We start from the raw sequence: 15913 nt of genomic DNA on the forward strand, positions 1-15913 counted from the left end.
CCGGGAACCCGGGAGTCGGGCCGCGGCGTCTCAAGGAGACACATGGCCGCTGTCCCAGGGAGGCTCGGATGAGGTTCGAATGGGGTGGGCCGCGCCGGAACATGCCGCGGCCGAGGACGGAGAACGTCGGACGATCGATGCCGAGAAGCGTGCCGCGGCCGAAGGCCGAGCCGGACGTGCCGTTGTCGCCCCGGGGCCGCAAGCCCGTTCCCGGTGCCGGTCCCATTCCCGGTCCCGTCCCTATTCCCGTCCCCGTCCCCGTCCCCGTTCCCGAGCCCGTCCCCGAGCCCGTTCCCGTTCCCGAGCCCGAGTTCGACCTTCCGTTCGTCGAGAAGCCCTCACCGGACCTCGAGGGTCTGTCCTTCGACGTCGGCCCGTTGGCCAACGAGAAGAAGGTCCTCGACAAAGCGTTGTCCCTGATCGAGGACATGGAGCCCCCGTGGACCATCGCGAGGGTCAACGAGCGGACCCGGCATCTCGCGATCGAGTTCCATGAAATCGGCGAGGGCAACGAGTCGGTCATCGCCCTGACGTGTCCCATGGAACCGGAGGGCGCCACGGTCTACGACGCGGCGTCGGCGACCATCACGGCCCTGCACGGCGACATCGACGCCGCCTTGCTGCAAGGAGTCCACGCCGAGCTGAAGAACCACGAGGGCCTGGCGGCAGAGGCGGCTCGGTGTGTGATCGGCGGCTTTCTCATCCACATGATGCCGACCTCGGTGATCGGGAAGACGGTGACGATGCTCAGTGACGCCGTGCGGGGCATGCGAGAGAAGGCTGAGCAGAAGGAGTTGGAGGCGGCCAAGGACTTCGTGCAGACGCAGGGGATCGCCGAGTCGGTGCGCCACGCGGAGATCGACGGGGACCGGTGGTCGTTCGAGAGCCCCGGAACGTCGTCGGAGGTCGCCGACGGTACGCCCGACGTCTCGGACACCGGCTGGGACGGCGATATCTCCTTCGAGTTGTGAGCCGTCCGCAGGACGCCCGTCTCGCCCCGTGAAACCCGAAAAGGAGTGTCGTACCCGCGTGCGACACTCCTTCTCATGTTCGGCGTCATCGATCTCCCCACCTACCTGGCAGGCCTCGTCCTGATCGTCCTGCTCCCCGGGCCCAACTCGCTGTACGTGCTCTCCGTGGCCGCCCGCCGCGGAATCCGGGCCGGGTACACCGCCGGGGTCGGCGTCTGGTGCGGGGACACCGTGTTGATGACCCTTTGCGCCGCAGGCGTCGCCTCGTTGTTGCAGGCGAATGCCGTGCTGTTCGGGATCGTGAAGTACGTGGGCGCGGGGTATCTGACGTGGCTCGCGGTGGGCATGCTGCGGGCGGCGTGGGGGATGTGGCGCAGTCGGCGGGAGCAAGCGGTGGAAGGGGCCGCCGGTGAGGTGGCCGTCGCCGGGGAGCGGCCGTTCCGGCGCGCGCTGGTGATCAGCCTGTTCAACCCGAAGGCGCTCCTGTTCTTCGTCGCCTTCTTCGTGCAGTTCGTGGACCCGGGTTATGCCTACCCGGCCCTCTCGTTCGTCGTGCTCGGCACGCTCGCGCAGCTCGCGAGCTTCCTGTACCTGAGCGCGCTGATCTTCGGCGGCACCAAGCTGGCCGCCGCCTTCCGCCGCCGGAAGCGGCTGTCGGCGGGGGCCACCTCGGCGGCGGGGGCACTGTTCCTCGGGTTCGCCATGAAGCTGTCGCTGGCCACCAGCGGCTAGGGCCCAGAAGGGCCCTAGGGCCCTAGCCCTGCTGCCGGCCACGCCCGACAACGACTCCGACGCGCGTCGCGTACTCGGCCAGGCCGTCCGCCGTCGCACCCGCCCAGCCTGCATAGCCGTCGGGGCGGACGAGGAAGACGCCGGTGCCGTACGCCTCGTACGCGGGGATGCGCACGGTCGGGACAGTGAGCGGCGGCAGAGGTGTGTCCGTGCCGACCGTCAGCAGGGTCCAGTGCGGGCCGCGGAAGGCGTCGAAGAGGTGTACGCCGCCGCGGTGGCCGTCGGGGGCGCGGTCGCCCGCGTGGAGGCCGTTCGCCGGCAGGCCGGAGCGGGTGTCGACGGACAAGGACGAGTCGCGGTAGCCGAGGCCGAGTTGCTCTGTCGCCCGGCCGCGCTGTTCCTCGCCGCGGTGGACCCGTGTGGACAGCCCGAGCATGTGCGCGGCCACCGGGCGCCGCTCCTCCTCGTAGGTGTCGAGGAGGGCCGGGTCCGCCCCGTCCCGTAGCACCGCGCCCAGCTTCCAGCCCAGGTTGTACGCGTCCTGGACGCTGGTGTTGAGCCCCTGGCCCCCGGCGGGCGAGTGGACGTGCGCCGCGTCCCCGGCGAGGAACACGCGGCCCTCCCGGAAGCGGTCCGCGAGCGCCGCCCGGGGCCGGAAGTCCGAGGCCCAGCGCACCTCGGTCACATCCTCCGGGGCGAGATGGGAACGGGTGGCGACGACCTTGCGTACGCCCTCCAGGGACAGGTCGACCGACGCGTCCCGGTCCGGGAACTGGGCGGCCAGCTGGAAGTCCTCCGTCCCCGGCAGCGGGCAGATCGCCAGGAAACCGTCGGTCTCCGCGGCCGGCGGGAAGAAGTGCCAGTTGTCCCGGTCGAGCGCGGCCGGACGAATGCGGACGTCGGCCACCAGCATGGGGTTCGGGTCCACCGTCTCGCCGGTCATGCCGATGCCGAGCAGCCGGCGCACGGTGGAACGGCCGCCGTCGGCGGCCACCGCGTACCGGGCGCGGACCTCGGGGCCCGAGGTGAAGGACGCGGTGACGCCGTCCGGGTCCTGGGCGAGGCCCGTCAGCTCCCGGCCGAGGACCACGCCACCGCCCAGCTCCCGCAGCCGGGCGAGCAGGATCTCCTGCGTACGCCACTGGGGGAGCAGCCACGGGCCCTGGTACGGCTCGGCCTCCGTCGGTTCCCCGTACTCGAACATCCGGTGCTCGCCCTGCCGCTGCCCGTTCGCCCACACCATGCCCACGGGGGCCGGGCCGCCGGACGCGCGGACCTCGTCGACGACACCCAGGTCGTCGAGTACCTCCATCGTGCGCGGCTGGATCCCCTTGCCGCGCGAGCCCGGGAACAGCTCGGCGGCCCGCTCCACGACGAGGGCGCGCACCCCGCGCCGGGCCAGGTCGACGGCGAGGGCGAGGCCGGTGGGGCCGGCGCCGACGACGAGGACGTCCGGGGAGGCAGCCGTCTCGGTGCCCGTTTCCATGTCTTCCGCGCTCTTCATGGCCATCTCCTTAACAGCGTTAAATTGCTGGCGCTTCCGAGCATGTACTTAACGCCGTTAAACTGTCAACGTGGTTCCCCGAAACTCCCCCAGGCTGGACAAGAAGCAGGTCGCCGACACGGCCCTGCGGTTGCTGAACGAGGTCGGGCTGGAAGGCCTGAGCCTGCGAGCGATCGCCAAGGAGCTGGACGTCCAGGCCCCCGCCCTGTACTGGCACTTCAAGAACAAGCAGGACCTGCTCGACGAGATGGCGACCGAGATGGTCCGCCGGATGGCCGCGGACTGGGCGCGGCTGCCGCCGGGCTCGCCGGGCCCCGACGGGGACTGGCTGGAGGGGTTCCGCGCGAGGATGCGCGGCCTGCGCGAGCACCTGCTGCGCTACCGCGACGGCGCCAAGGTCTACAGCGGCACGCACTTCACCGACATGTCGTACGCCGAGCCCATGGAGGCGAACCTGCGCATGCTCACGGCCGCGGGGTTCACACCGGCGGGGGCCGCGCGGGCCTGGTTCACGGCGTACAGCTACACGATCGGCTACGTCATCGAGGAGCAGGCCATGGGGCCCGACCCGGCCTCGGGCGCCGAGGGGTACGACCTCGACGCCCGGGCGGCACGGCTCGCGGAGTATCCGCTGGCCGCGGCGGCGGGGCGGGAGATGTTCGTGGACCACGAACGGGGGTTCGAGGTGGGCCTGGAGGCGGTGTTGGTGGGGATTCGGGAGACGCTGCGGGGCAGACGGGACTTTCGAAACACGCCCTAGGACTACGACCCCGCGCCCCCGAAAGGCCCGGGCCGCGCCCTGGTCTTTTCAGGCCCCCACCGGTCTGCGGCCGGGCATACGACGGGCACCCCGGAGGACCGTACTCCGGGGTGCCCGTCGGTCTGGGGGTTACAGGGGGGCTATCGGGTTTTTCAGGGTGCCGACCAGTTGCAGGGCGCCCGCCGGGTCCGTCAGGTCCACCATCTGCTTGTTGTTGCGGAGCTGGAGGCGGTTGAGGCAGGACAGGGCGAACTCGGGGGCGAACATGTCGTACTGGGCGAACTTGTCGGCGAGTTCGGGCATCGAGTGCTGGTAGTCGCGGACGGTCTCGGCGACCGTGCGCCAGAACTCGTCCTCCTCCAGGACCCCCTCCTCGGCCAGGTTCGCGGCGAGGAAGCGGAAGAAGCAGTCGAAGACGTCCGTGAAGATCGACAGGAGCTTCTTGTCCTCGGGGACCTCCACGCGCAGCCGCTCGACCGCCGGCGGCAGCACCGCCTGCGGGTCCATGACCGCGATCTCCTCGGCGATGTCCTTGTAGATCGCCCGCTCGACGACACCGTCCTTCACGACGAGGATGACGTTCTCGCCGTGCGGCATGAAGACGAGGTCGTAGGCGTAGAAGCTGTGGAGGAGCGGGGTGAAGTACGCCTTCAGATAGCGGCGCAGCCACTCCGTCGGGGTCAGGCCCGAGCGCTCGATCAGCGCGGCGGCGAAGCCGTTGCCCTCGTGGTCGACGTGGACCAGCGAGGCCATCGTCGCCAGCGACTCGCCCTCCAGGAGCGAGGCGACCGGGCTCTCGCGCCACAACGCGGCCAGCATCTTGCGGTACGCGGAGTACTTGTCGGTGGCGGCCTCGTACTCCAGGTGGCGGTAGCCGACGGCGGCGCGCTCGCGGATGATCGACAGGCCCGTCGACTTCAGCACCGGGTCGCTGTCGATGAGTCCGGCCAGCCAGTCGTTGATGGCCGGGGTCGCCTCCATGTACGCCGCCGAGAGGCCGCGCATGAAGCCCATGTTGAGGACGGACAGGGCCGTCTTCACGTAGTGCTTCTCGGGGCTGGAGCTGTTGAAGAAGGTCCGGATCGACTGCTGGGCGAGGTACTCGTCGTCACCCTCACCCAGGCACACCAGGTTCCGCTGGGCGACCTCGGCGGCGAAGGTGACGGTGAGCTTGTTCCACCACTGCCAGGGGTGGACCGGGATGAAGAGGTAGTCGGCGGGGTTCAGCTCCAGTTCGGTGAGCACGGAGTTGAAGCGGGTGACCGTCTCCGCGCCCAGCTCGTCCCGGAGGAACGCCTCGTACTCGATGCCGACGCCCGCCGTGAACGCCGCCCGTGAGCGGTGCGCGGCCAGCCAGACCAGGCGGACCGGGCTCGCCGTCTCGGGGGCGTACGACAGGTACTCGTGGACGCCGAAGCCGAGGCGGCCGTTGTTGGCGACGAAGCAGGGGTGGCCCTCGGTCATCCCGGTCTCGATCGCCTGGAAGCCGCTGTCCACGAGGTCGGAGACCGGCGTCTGCGGCTTGGTGAGCTTGTAGCAGGTGCCGGCCAGGGTGGAGGAGATCTCCTCCAGGTAGACCGGGAGGATCTCGTCGCTCAGGCCGAGGGACCGCTTCAGCTCGATGAAGAAGTCCAGGGCGGCCAGAGGGAGGTCGACGCCGTCTCGTTGACGGGAGATCGAGTCGGCGTCGACCTGCCAGTGGTCGAGGGCGCGCCGGACGGCGGTGAACCCGTAGCGGGTCGAGCCGTCGTCGCTGCGGACCTCGAAGCGGCCGTCGGCGGTGGCCTCCGGCGTGATGAGCCGCTCATGGGCGAACTCGGCGAGGGCCTTGCGGATGAGCAGGCGGTTGGCCCGTGCCCAGTGGTGGGGGGACAGATGCGCCACGGCATCGGACAGGGTCATACAGCCACTCCTCGTGCGGCCAGGCTGTGCCTTTCGAAGAACTGCTCTCGCCTGCAGAAGCTGAGCAGCGCGCGCTTCTCCGGCTTGTCGATCTCGCGCTCGGGGACGAAACCGACGACTTCGTTGAGGGCGTGGACCGCCTTGTTGGTGACATCGGGCTCGACGACGACCCGGCGGGTGTACGGATCGGCGAACAGCTCCGCCATCACGGCGGTGATGACGGCCTTGGTGAAACCGTGGACGGGGCGGTCGGTGGGGGCGACCAGGAAGTGCATGCCGACATCGCCGGGCTCGGGCTCGTACAGGCCGACCAGCTCGACGTACCGGGGGTCGTACCTCTCCATCAGGAACGCCGGCTCGCCGTCGTGCAGACCGAGGAACGCGTCGTGGTGCTCGTGCGCCGCGATCTCCATATAGGCCCGCTCGACGTCCTCCAGTCTCGCGTCCTGCATCATCCAGAACGCGGCCTTGGGGTGCGTGACCCAGCCGTGGAGCAGCTCGGCGTCCTTGAGGGGGTCGAGGGGACGGAAGGTGAGGTTCATACGGCGAACTCCTGGAACGCGATCGTCTTCTCGACCGGGTAGTACTCGGTGCCGAGCAGCTCGCGGATGATGTACGAGTTCCGGTACGGGCCCATGCCCAGGTCGGGCGAGGTGACGCTGTGCGCGTGGACGCCCGCGTTCTGCAGGAAGATCCCGCGGCCGGTGGTGTCGATGGCGTAGTTGCGGGCCACGTCGAAGTTGCCCTGGGAGTCGTAGCGGAGGCGGCTTCTCACCGGCCGCAGGAACTCCGGCTCGGTGTACTTGTAGCCGGTCGCCAGGATCAGGCCCTGCGAGCTGATCTCGTAGTCCTTCTCCTGCTCCTCCTGGCGCAGGCCCAGCGTGTAGGTGCCGTTCTCGTGGCTCACGCTGGTCAGCGCGGAGTTGGTGAGCAGGCGCGTGGGGAGCGGGCCGCCGAGGCTCTTCTGGTAGAGGAGGTCGAAGATCTCGTTGATGAGGTCTCCGTCGATGCCCTTGAACAGGCCCTTCTGCTGGGCCGTGAGCCGGTAGCGCGTGGCCTCCGGCAGCTCGCGGAAGTAGTCGATGTACTCCGGGGAGGTCATCTCCAGCGTGAGCTTGGTGTATTCGAGGGGGAAGAAGCGCGGGGAGCGGGTGACCCAGTTCAGCCGGTAGCCGTGGACGTCGATCTCGCTGAGCAGGTCGTAGTAGATCTCGGCGGCGGACTGGCCGCTGCCGACCAGCGTGATCGAGTCCTTCTTCTGCAGCTCCGCCTTGTGCTGCACATAGCGGGAGTTGTGGATGAAGTCGCCGCCCAGACCCTGCGCGGCCCCCGGTATGTGCGGCGGCGTGCCGGTGCCGAGGACGAGGTGGCGGGCGCGGAGCACGTCACCGGCCTCGGTGCGTACGAGGTACACGTCGTCCTCGTACGTCACCTCCGTCACCGTCGTGTCGAAGCGGACGTTGCTCAGCCGGTTCGCGGCCCAGCGGCAGTAGTCGTCGTACTCGACCCGCAGGGGGTAGAAGTTCTCGCGGATGTAGAACGAGTACAGGCGGCCCGAGTCCTTCAGGTAGTTGAGGAAGGAGTACGGGGAGGTCGGGTCGGCGAGGGTGACCAGGTCGGACATGAACGGGGTCTGGAGGTGGGCGCCGTCGAGGAACATCCCCGAGTGCCACTCGAAGGCCGGCTTCGAGTCCAAAAAGATCCCGTCGAGCTCGGCGATGGGCTCGGTGAGGCAGGCGAGGCCGAGGTTGAAGGGTCCCAGTCCGATGCCGATGAAGTCGTGCGTTTTCACGGCGGGTTCAGGAAGCGCGGTCAAGGGACTCTCCAAGGTACTGCTCGGCGTGGCCGGCGATCAGATCGAGTACGGCGGCGATGTCCTCGGCCGTGGTCTCGGGGTTGAGCAGGGTGAACTTCAGATAGTGGCGACCGGCGACCTTGGTGCCCGCGACCACCGCGTCGCCCGAGGCGAACAGGGCCTTGCGGGCGTACAGGTTGGCGCGGTCGATCTCCGCCGGGTCGGTGACGGTCTCGGGGATGTAGCGGAAGACCAGAGTGGACAGCCGGGGCTCGACGACCACGTCGTAGCGCGGGTCTGCGGCGAGCAGCTGCCAGCCCTCCCCGGCCAGGTCGCAGACCTCGTCGAAGAGCCGGCCGATGCCGTCGGCGCCCATCGTGCGCAGCGTCATCCACAGCTTGAGCGCGTCGAAGCGGCGGGTGGTCTGGAGGGACTTGTCGACCTGGTTGGGGATGCGCTCCTGCACCATGCGGCGCGGGTTGAGGTACTCCGCGTGATAGGTGGCGTGGCGCAGGGTGGCGGCGTCCTTGACCAGTACGGCGGAGGAACTCACCGGCTGGAAGAAGGACTTGTGGTAGTCGACGGTGACGGAGTCGGCGCGCTCGATGCCGTCGAGGAGGTCGCGGCGCTTCAGCGAGGCGAGCAGACCGCAGCCGTACGCGGCGTCGACATGCATCCAGGCCCCGAACTGCGCGCACAGCTCGGCCGTCTCGGGCAGCGGGTCGATGGAGCCGAAGTCGGTGGTGCCGGCGGTGGCGACGACGGCCATGGGGACGAGGCCGGCGCTGGTGCAGCGCTCCAGCTCACGGGCGAGGGCGACCGTCTGCATCCGCTTGTTGGCGTCGACGGGGATGGAGACGACCGCGTCCTGACCGAGGCCGAGCAGTTTCGCCGACTTCTTGACGCTGAAGTGACTGACCTCGGAGGCGAAGACGCGCAGTTTGGCGAGGGAGTCGGTTTTGGCCTCCTCGCGGGCGAGCAGCAGCGCCTGGAGGTTGGACTGTGAGCCGCCGGAGGTGAACACGCCGTCGGCGGCCTCGCCGAAGCCGATGCGCTCGTTCGTCCAGTCGATGAGCTTGCGCTCGATCAGGGTGCCGCCGGCCGACTGGTCCCAGGTGTCGAGGGAGGAGTTGACGGCCGAGAGGACGGCCTCGCCGAGCACGGCCGGGATGACGACCGGGCAGTTGAGGTGGGCCAGGTAGCGCGGGTGGTGGAAGTAGATCGCGTCGCGGAGGTAGACGTCCTCCAGCTCGTCCAGCACCGCGGTGGTGTCGTGCAGCGGCTTGTCGAGGTCGATCTGCTCGATGCGGGGGGAGAGGGCGTCGACGGTGACACCGGTGAACGGTCGGTCGGTGGTGGCGAGTTTGGCCGCCACCCGCTCCACGCCTTCGGTCACGGTGCGGCGGTACCGCTCCGCGGTCGTGTCATTGAGCAGGTGCGAGCGCATGGGGAGGTCCTCCGAGCGGGGCGGTCCGGGTGGGACGGAGAGGTGAGTGCGGGGGATGATCACATCGTCCAACTTAGGTAAGCCTAACCTAACTAATGTGGGCGAAGGCCTGACTCACCCGTGACTGTCGTCACTTCGGTCACTCCGGTCACTCAGGCCACGCCGTATACGCGTCCGCCGACTAGTCGCCCTGCTCCCGCAACTGCTCCTCGGTCAGGCCCTCACGCCAGTAACCGACGAACGTCACCCGCCGCTTGTCGATCCCGCGCTCCCGCACGAGATGCCGGCGCAGCTCCTTGACCCGCCCGGACTCACCGGCGATCCAGGCGTACGGCAGCTCCGCGGGCGGCAGCCGGGCGGCGCGGATCGCGTCGAGCGCGGCTGGGGCACCCTCGTCGCGCACGAGCCAGGTGATGTGGGCGTCGGCCGCGCTGACCAGGTCCTGGACGTCCCCGGCGTGGTGGACCTCCAGCCACACCCGGGCCGGCGTACCGGCGGGCAGCGACTCCAGGATCGCGGAGGCGGCGGGCAGGGCCGTCTCGTCGCCCCAGATCAGCACCAGGTCGGTGTCCTCGGGCGGACGGAAACGGATGGCGCGGTTGTCGGCGATCGCGGGGCCGAGGAGGACGACACGGTCGCCCTGCCCGGCGGCCGAGGCCCAGCGGGAGGCGGGTCCGGCGGGCACGGCGGCGCCCGGCTCCACGCCGTGCAGCACGAAGTCGATGTCGATCTCGGTGGTCGTACCGTGGGCGTCGGTGCGCAGGGCCCGCAGGGTGTACGAGCGCATCACCGCCCGTACGTCGTCCGGCAGTTCACGCCATCCCTGCCACCAGCCCTCGCCCAGTTCGTGGGGCACGGCCGGGGCGTCCTGCCCCGGGTGCGGCAGGAAGAGGGAGAGCGACTGGTCCCGGCCGTCGGAGTGGAAGTGCCGCAGGTCGTCCCCCGCGAACGAGACCCGGACGAGCGACGGCCCGAGCCGCGTCGTCCGCACGACCTGAAGGGAGAAGAAACGGAACGGGGCGGCTACGGCCGTCGTCATGAGATGGCTCCTGAGTCGACGTCAGCGAGTCGTGGAGGCCCGCGCCCCGGTTCCTTCAGGGGCGCGGGGCCGGGACACTATGCGGCTCCGCCGCGCGGGCGCGACGAGCCGCAGTCGGTCCGCGGCTCACATGCCACGCTCAGCCGACCTTCTTGGCGTTCTCGATCGCTTCCGCCAGCTCTTCGAGCAGCGGCGTGCACTTGTCGTACGACAGAATCGGCTCGGGCGAACGGGAGATGACCTGCCCGGCCTTCACCGCGGGCAGCTTCTTCCATGTGGCCTCGGTGATGTCCGCCGGCTGAATCGTCGACGACCGGTCGTCCATCATGATGATGTCGGCCTCGTACTTGTCGACGTTCTCCCAGCTGAGGCTCTCGTACCAGCCGCCGCCCTCGGCCTTGGCCTTCTCGGAGGGCTCGACGAAGTTCACGCCGAGGGCCTTGAAGTACTCCAGGTCGATGGAGAGGTTGGTGCCGGAGACGTAGAAGATGTCCTGGCTGGCGGAACCGGCCAGGACCTTGAGGTCGGGCTTCGCCTTGGCGGCGGCGCGCAGCCGGGTCGCGGCGGCCTCGAACTTCTTCTTCGCCTCGGTGACGGAGGAGGCCTTCATGTCTGCGCCGAGGGACTCCGCGAGCTCCCAGATGCGCTGCAGCGGCTCGGTCAGCTGGCGGTCGTACACGGAGATGCCGACGCTCGGGGCGAGCTTGGCGATCTTGTCCTTGGACTCCTCGGGCACGTACCAGAGGGTGCCCGCGTCGTCGAACATCGTGGTGATGAGGACGTCGGGGGAGAGGGCCGCGTACTTCTCGACGCTGAACTCGCCCCAGGTGTTGCCGAGGACCGTGACCTTGCTGATGTCGAGGTCGCCGGCCTGGACGTCGGCCTTGCCGTCCTGCGTCCTGGTCGGGCCGAAGACGCCCTTGACGTCGACGCCGTAGTCGTACAGCGCGGCGGCGACACCCACGAACGCGACGATGTTCGCCGGGGTCTTGTCCGTCTTCACGGTCGTGCCGCGGTCGTCCTTGAAGCTCCAGGGGCCGGACTTGGCCGCGGGCGTCTCCTTGCCGGAGCCGGCGCTGTCGCTCGACTCGTCACCGCAGGCGGCGAGCACGGCACCGAGGCCGAGTGCGCCACCGGCGGCGAGGAGGCCACGACGGGTGAGATGGGCGGCTCTGGCGTTGGACATGTGTGTGGCTACTTTCGAACGGGGCGGTGATCGCCCGGGGGTGAGTTCGAAGGTAGGTTAGCCTAACCTCACTGCTTGTCCAGGGGGCGGTTCCATCTTTGAGTTCCCTGTGAATCGAAGGCGTATGGCGCCGACCGGCGTCCATTAGATGTGTGTGCCGTCGCTTGTGATGTGAATGCGAAGGTCCGCGTGAGGGGTGTGGAGCAGGGCCGAGGGTGGCTCGGGCGTTCCACGTGGCCGATCGGTGGCCCGCCCGGGCGCTGTCCTGGCATGCGCACGCCTGCACCGCAAGTCATGGTCCGGTCGAAGTTCAGCCACTGTTCGGGCGGGGCGCCGCACGCCAAGTGAATTCGTTTCGAATTCCGTGCTCTTCGGGAATTCAATTCATGGACCGGGGATCCTAGTGGAACCCTGTCGAGAACCGCTCAAGACCTTTTCGCGATTCTGCGAAGGCTGATTCCGGAAGCGATGGGCTTTTTTAGCCAGGAATCGTTGGGGGTCTTGCCGGGGCGGAAACGCCGGATCTAATGTCCAATGCGTCGGCAGGACGAATAGCGGCCCAGGCTGCAAAAGGGCTTCTCTTCTCTCCCGGCCGGCCTGTCGGAGAACTGCGAACAATTGCGGAGGAGGTGACGAAAATGGACCTCGACATCGAGATCATCGAGGACGGCCAGGTGCTGCTGCACCACCCGTCCCTCTGATTCGTCCCGCGCGGACGAACGGTAAGTCCGACTGTGATGCCTCACGGCATCACAGTCGGACCACACCCGAGAGCGCAGTCGCTGAGAGGGAGACGTGAATGAAGGTCCGCCGTCCCGAACACCTGGTTCTGCGATGGCTTCCCGAGGGACTGGAGGCCGGCGTCCCGGGGCGGGCGCAGTGGGTCAGGCTCTCGGACGATCTGCGCAAGGTGCTCGACCGGGCCGGTGACGGAATCGACCTGGACGAACTGGCAGGCGCGTTCGGCCCGGAGCACGAGGCGCAGGTGCGCCGGGCGGTGACCGGTCTGCTCCGGCTCGGCGTCCTCGCCGCCGTGGACGACACCCGTCAAGTGCCACCCCTGTGGCAGCGTTGGGGTGGTCTGGCGGAGCGCTTCCACATCGAGGCACGGGACGTCGACTATCTCGTCGACTCACCCCGGCGGGCCGACGAGGTGGAGGCGATCCTCGCCGAGGGCGACGCCCCTCCGGCCTACAAGGAGTACGCGGACAGCCCCGTCGTGCTGTTGCCGCGTCGGCCCCTGCCGCTGACGAAGCCCGTGGACGACGTCTTCGCCGGACGGCGTACCCATCGCCGGTTCGCGGACGTTCCCGTCTCCCTCGACCAGCTCGGGACGCTGCTCTTCCACAGCTTCGCGCCGCACCGGTTCATCGACGGCGCGGACTTCGGGGTGCAGCAGTGCCGGGTGAGCGCCTCGGCCGGGGGCCGGCACGAGGTCGAGGCGTACATCGTCGTCCACAACGTCACCGGCGTACCGCCCGGCCTGTACCACTACTCGGTGGTGCGCCATGCGCTGGAACTCCTGGACGCCAAGGCGGACCGTGCGCGACTGGCCGACCTGACCTATCACCAGGAGGCCTCGTACCAGGGCGCGTTCACCGTCGTCACCACGGCCGTCGCCAATCGCCTGGCCTGGAAGTACCGTCACCCACGCGCCTATCGCCTGTGGATGTACGACGCCGGGCACTACGGGCAGACCTTCGCGCTCACCGCCACGGCTCTGGGGCTCGGTCCCTTCCAGACCGTCGCCTTCGCCGACAGCCGGATGGAGCGGTTCCTGGGCGTCGACCCCGATGACGAGTTCACCGTCTACCTGTTGGCCGCGGGGGTTCCGGAGGGGCCCGCCTCGCTCCTCCCGGCCGACTTCGCCTTCCCACGCCCGGGAGCGGTGCGATGACACAGCGGTTCACAGCGGTTCGTCCCCCCGCACCGGGCTTCCCCCCAGCCGCAGGAGTGGGTCATGAGTCTGAAACGCTGTGTCGCGCTGCCGCCGGACGAGTTTCGCGCGTCGGTGTTCGGTCACGGATATCTGCACACCCCGGCCGCCGATCTGGCGGGTGACTTCACCGATCTGTTCTCCCCGCAAGCGCTGGAGGAACTGGTCTCGGGCGGGTTGCGCACGTCTTCGCTGCGACTGGTGCGCGACGGCGTGGAACGCGATGTGACCCAGGGCTGCATTCCCGAGTCCGGTGACGCTCCCGGAACCACCCCGTTCCCCAACACCGACGGAATTCGTCAGGCGCTCGCCGCCGGACAGACCCTGATCGTGCGCTCCCTGCACCGCTTTCACCCTCCGATACGGCGCTTCGCGCATGAACTCGCCGCCGAAATGGGTCACCCCGTCAAGGTCAACGCGTTCGTCACACCACCGGGGTCCCAAGGAGTGGATCTGCATTTCGACGTCCAGGACGTGCTGGTTCTGCAGATAGCAGGTGACAAGCGGTGGCTGTTGCGTACGCCGCCCCTGCCCGACCCCCTTTCCGCGCATGCCTGGTTCGACGTTCCGGCACGGCGGCGGGAGGAAATGCGCGAGGCCAGCCGACCGCTCGCGGATCTGGTGCTGCGGGCCGGCGACAGCCTGTACCTGCCCCGGGGGACGATGCACTCACCGATGGCACGGGACACGTTGTCCATCCATCTCACCGTCGCCTTCTCCACGATCACCCGTCACGATCTGCTCACCGAACTCGTGCGCGGAGCGGCCGACGACGAATGGATGCGCGTCGGCGTGGACACGGACCGGCTCGTCGCCGACTCCGAGCTCGCCCGGGACCTGCTCGCCGAAGTCGGCGAACGGCTCGCGGCGCTGGCCGCCGGCGCGGCCCCCGAAGAGGTGATGTGGTCGCTGCGGAAATCGGCGTTCCGGGAGCAGACTCCCGAGCCCGTGCCGATTCTGCCCATGCCCGACGGCGTACGGCCCCAGGGTGTTCACCGGCTGCGAGCGGGCGTGTACTTTCACACGGCTTCTGTGAAGGATGGCGTTCAGCTGTCGGTGGGAAACCGTCGGGTGCGGCTGCCCACTGCGGTGTCGCCCTTCCTGGCGGCGTTGCACCGTGATCAGGTCGCGGACATGGCGGGGCTCACCGCGGCCCTGGGCGAGGACAACGCGCGAAAGGTGGCCGCGGCGCTGGTCGACATCGGTCTGCTGCTGCCTCCCTCCGCCGCGCCCTGGCATGCCGCCGCATCGGACGAGGCTGCGCCGCCGGACGGCGCGCCGAGGAGAGAAAGCGACCCGGACGACTCATGACGGAAGACACCACTGCGGCAGGCCGTGTCGACGAGGACGCGGCGCGGGACGCGTCGGCCGGCGGGAAGTTACGGGATCACCCGCAGTTCCTGCGGATGTGGGCGGGGCAGGCCAGCGGGGCCGTGGGCGACCAGGTGTTCCCGGTGGCGCTCAGCCTGTACGTCCTGCACGAGGGAGGCGGGGCGGCCCAGGTCGGCCTGGTGCTGGCCGGCCGGGCCGTGGCCCTGGTCGTGTGTCTGCTGGTCGGCGGTGTGATCGCGGACCGGTTGCGCCGCACCCGCATCCTGATCGCCGCCGACGGTTTCCGCGCGGTCGTCCTGCTCGCCACCGCGCTGTGCCTGCCCTGGCTGCCGCTCGGTCTGCTGCCCCTGGTCACCGCCGTGGTCGGGGCCGGCGAGGCCCTGTCCCGGCCGGCGTCGCGCTCACTGCTGCCGAACCTGCTGCCCGACGCCCTCCTCGAGCGCGGCAACGCCCTGGTGTCCGCGGCGCAGCGCAGCGCGGCCGTCTGCGGCGCGCTGGTCGGTGTGACCGCGGTGACCCTGATCGGGGTGCGGCCCGCGTTGCTGGTGACCAGCGCCGTGTTCGCGCTGGCCGCGTTCTGTGTGCTGCGGGTGTCGGACTCCAAACCGTCGGCGGCTGCCCGGGCGTCGGTGCTCGGTGAGGCCGCCGCCGGGCTCCGGGCCATTCGTCGGCGCCCCTGGGTGATGGCCGTCATGGGAACGGTGTGTCTGCACCTGTTCGCCGGCTCGGCGACCGCGCTCACGCTTCTGCCGATCGTGGCCCGGCGCGACTTCGGCGGCGATGTGGCGTACGGCGCCGTGCTGGCCGCCATGGGTGTCGGCGCCCTCCCGGCCATCGCGCTGGCGGGGCGCTGGCAGCCCAAGGCGCGGGGAGCCGTGTCGATGCTCGCGCTGACCGGGTACGCGTTGGTGCCACTGAGCCTGGCCGCGCCGTTCCCGTTGCCCGTGGTGATCCTGTGCTTCGCGTTGGGCGGCTTCGTGGTCGAGCTCTACTTCGTCTACTGGCTCTCCGCGTTGCAGCGCGCCTTCCCCGACGAACTCCTGGGCAAGGTCTTCGCACTGGACCAACTCGGCGCGTACGCGCTCCTGCCCGTCGGATTCGCGCTCGTCGGCCCCATGGTCGCCTGGCTGGGCATGACCGGCACCCTCGTCGCCGGAGGCGTCGTGGTCGCCGCGTCGAGCCTGCTGTGCCTGGCCGTGCCCGGCGTGGCGCGCTTCGAGAACCCCGGGGCCTAGGGTTCCGGGGCCTGTCGAGCCGCCTGGGTCCTGGGGCCTGTTGAGCAGCCTGGGTCCTGGGGCCTGTCGAGCGG

Annotated in this window: 14 protein-coding genes; 7 read left to right on the top strand and 7 right to left on the bottom strand. The window is 69.4% G+C overall.

Features of this window, described 5'->3' with window-relative positions; translation table 11 throughout:
* Positions 1–149 precede the first annotated feature (149 nt).
* Both SGFS_RS36145 and leuE read left to right on the top strand, forming a co-directional pair.
* Entirely contained in the window at positions 150–971 is an 822-nt protein-coding gene (locus SGFS_RS36145; protein WP_286256362.1) for a hypothetical protein, read from the top strand.
* Between the two features lie 75 nt (positions 972–1046).
* Positions 1047–1703 carry a leucine efflux protein LeuE gene (leuE, locus tag SGFS_RS36150; RefSeq protein WP_286256363.1) on the top strand — a complete coding sequence of 219 codons (657 nt, stop codon included), beginning with the start codon at positions 1047–1049 and terminating at the stop codon, positions 1701–1703.
* 22 nt (positions 1704–1725) lie between these two features.
* On the opposite strand, the gene SGFS_RS36155 is transcribed toward leuE, so the two are convergent.
* Complete coding sequence (locus SGFS_RS36155; RefSeq protein WP_434028110.1) at positions 1726–3207, bottom strand: FAD-dependent oxidoreductase; 1482 nt, start codon at positions 3205–3207, stop codon at positions 1726–1728.
* Positions 3208–3277: 70 nt separating this feature from the next.
* Between SGFS_RS36155 and SGFS_RS36160 the strand changes: the two genes are divergently transcribed.
* Positions 3278–3967 carry a TetR/AcrR family transcriptional regulator C-terminal domain-containing protein gene (locus SGFS_RS36160; RefSeq protein ID WP_286256365.1) on the top strand — a complete coding sequence of 230 codons (690 nt, stop codon included), beginning with the start codon at positions 3278–3280 and terminating at the stop codon, positions 3965–3967.
* Positions 3968–4096: 129 nt separating this feature from the next.
* Here the strand turns inward: SGFS_RS36160 and SGFS_RS36165 are convergent, their stop codons facing one another.
* From SGFS_RS36165 to SGFS_RS36190, 6 genes are all read right to left on the bottom strand, one after another.
* Positions 4097–5869: an IucA/IucC family protein gene (locus SGFS_RS36165; RefSeq protein WP_286256366.1), complete on the bottom strand. Its 1773-nt coding sequence runs from the start codon at positions 5867–5869 to the stop codon at positions 4097–4099.
* Positions 5866–6411 (bottom strand): GNAT family N-acetyltransferase, encoded by a 546-nt coding sequence (locus SGFS_RS36170; protein WP_286256367.1) that lies wholly within the window; start codon positions 6409–6411, stop codon positions 5866–5868. The genes SGFS_RS36165 and SGFS_RS36170 overlap by 4 nt, the downstream gene beginning before the upstream one ends.
* A complete protein-coding gene (locus tag SGFS_RS36175; RefSeq protein WP_286256368.1) occupies positions 6408–7685 on the bottom strand; it encodes a lysine N(6)-hydroxylase/L-ornithine N(5)-oxygenase family protein in 1278 nt (425 codons plus the stop codon). Before SGFS_RS36175 ends, SGFS_RS36170 begins: the two co-directional genes overlap by 4 nt.
* On the bottom strand, positions 7669–9111 hold the full coding sequence (gene desA / locus SGFS_RS36180; RefSeq protein WP_286256369.1) for a lysine decarboxylase DesA: 1443 nt from the start codon (positions 9109–9111) through the stop codon (positions 7669–7671). The genes SGFS_RS36175 and desA overlap by 17 nt, the downstream gene beginning before the upstream one ends.
* Before the next feature lie 181 nt (positions 9112–9292).
* Positions 9293–10150, bottom strand: a complete 858-nt coding sequence (locus tag SGFS_RS36185) for a siderophore-interacting protein (RefSeq protein WP_286256370.1) — start codon at positions 10148–10150, stop codon at positions 9293–9295.
* A 139-nt stretch (positions 10151–10289) separates the two neighbouring features.
* The gene (locus SGFS_RS36190) at positions 10290–11336 is read right to left on the bottom strand and encodes an ABC transporter substrate-binding protein (RefSeq protein ID WP_286256371.1); all 1047 of its coding nucleotides are present in this window, start codon (positions 11334–11336) and stop codon (positions 10290–10292) included.
* 527 nt (positions 11337–11863) lie between these two features.
* Between SGFS_RS36190 and SGFS_RS36195 the strand changes: the two genes are divergently transcribed.
* From SGFS_RS36195 to SGFS_RS36210, 4 genes are all read left to right on the top strand, one after another.
* On the top strand, positions 11864–12037 hold the full coding sequence (locus SGFS_RS36195) for a hypothetical protein (RefSeq protein WP_286256372.1): 174 nt from the start codon (positions 11864–11866) through the stop codon (positions 12035–12037).
* 98 nt (positions 12038–12135) lie between these two features.
* Complete coding sequence (locus tag SGFS_RS36200; RefSeq protein ID WP_286256373.1) at positions 12136–13233, top strand: SagB/ThcOx family dehydrogenase; 1098 nt, start codon at positions 12136–12138, stop codon at positions 13231–13233.
* A gap of 63 nt (positions 13234–13296) precedes the next feature.
* Positions 13297–14583, top strand: a complete 1287-nt coding sequence (locus SGFS_RS36205) for a JmjC domain-containing protein (protein WP_286256374.1) — start codon at positions 13297–13299, stop codon at positions 14581–14583.
* A complete protein-coding gene (locus SGFS_RS36210; RefSeq protein ID WP_286256375.1) occupies positions 14580–15839 on the top strand; it encodes an MFS transporter in 1260 nt (419 codons plus the stop codon). Before SGFS_RS36205 ends, SGFS_RS36210 begins: the two co-directional genes overlap by 4 nt.
* Positions 15840–15913 lie beyond the last annotated feature (74 nt).

Origin of the sequence: Streptomyces graminofaciens (genome assembly GCF_030294945.1) — a bacterium.
Lineage (GTDB): Bacteria > Actinomycetota > Actinomycetes > Streptomycetales > Streptomycetaceae > Streptomyces > Streptomyces graminofaciens.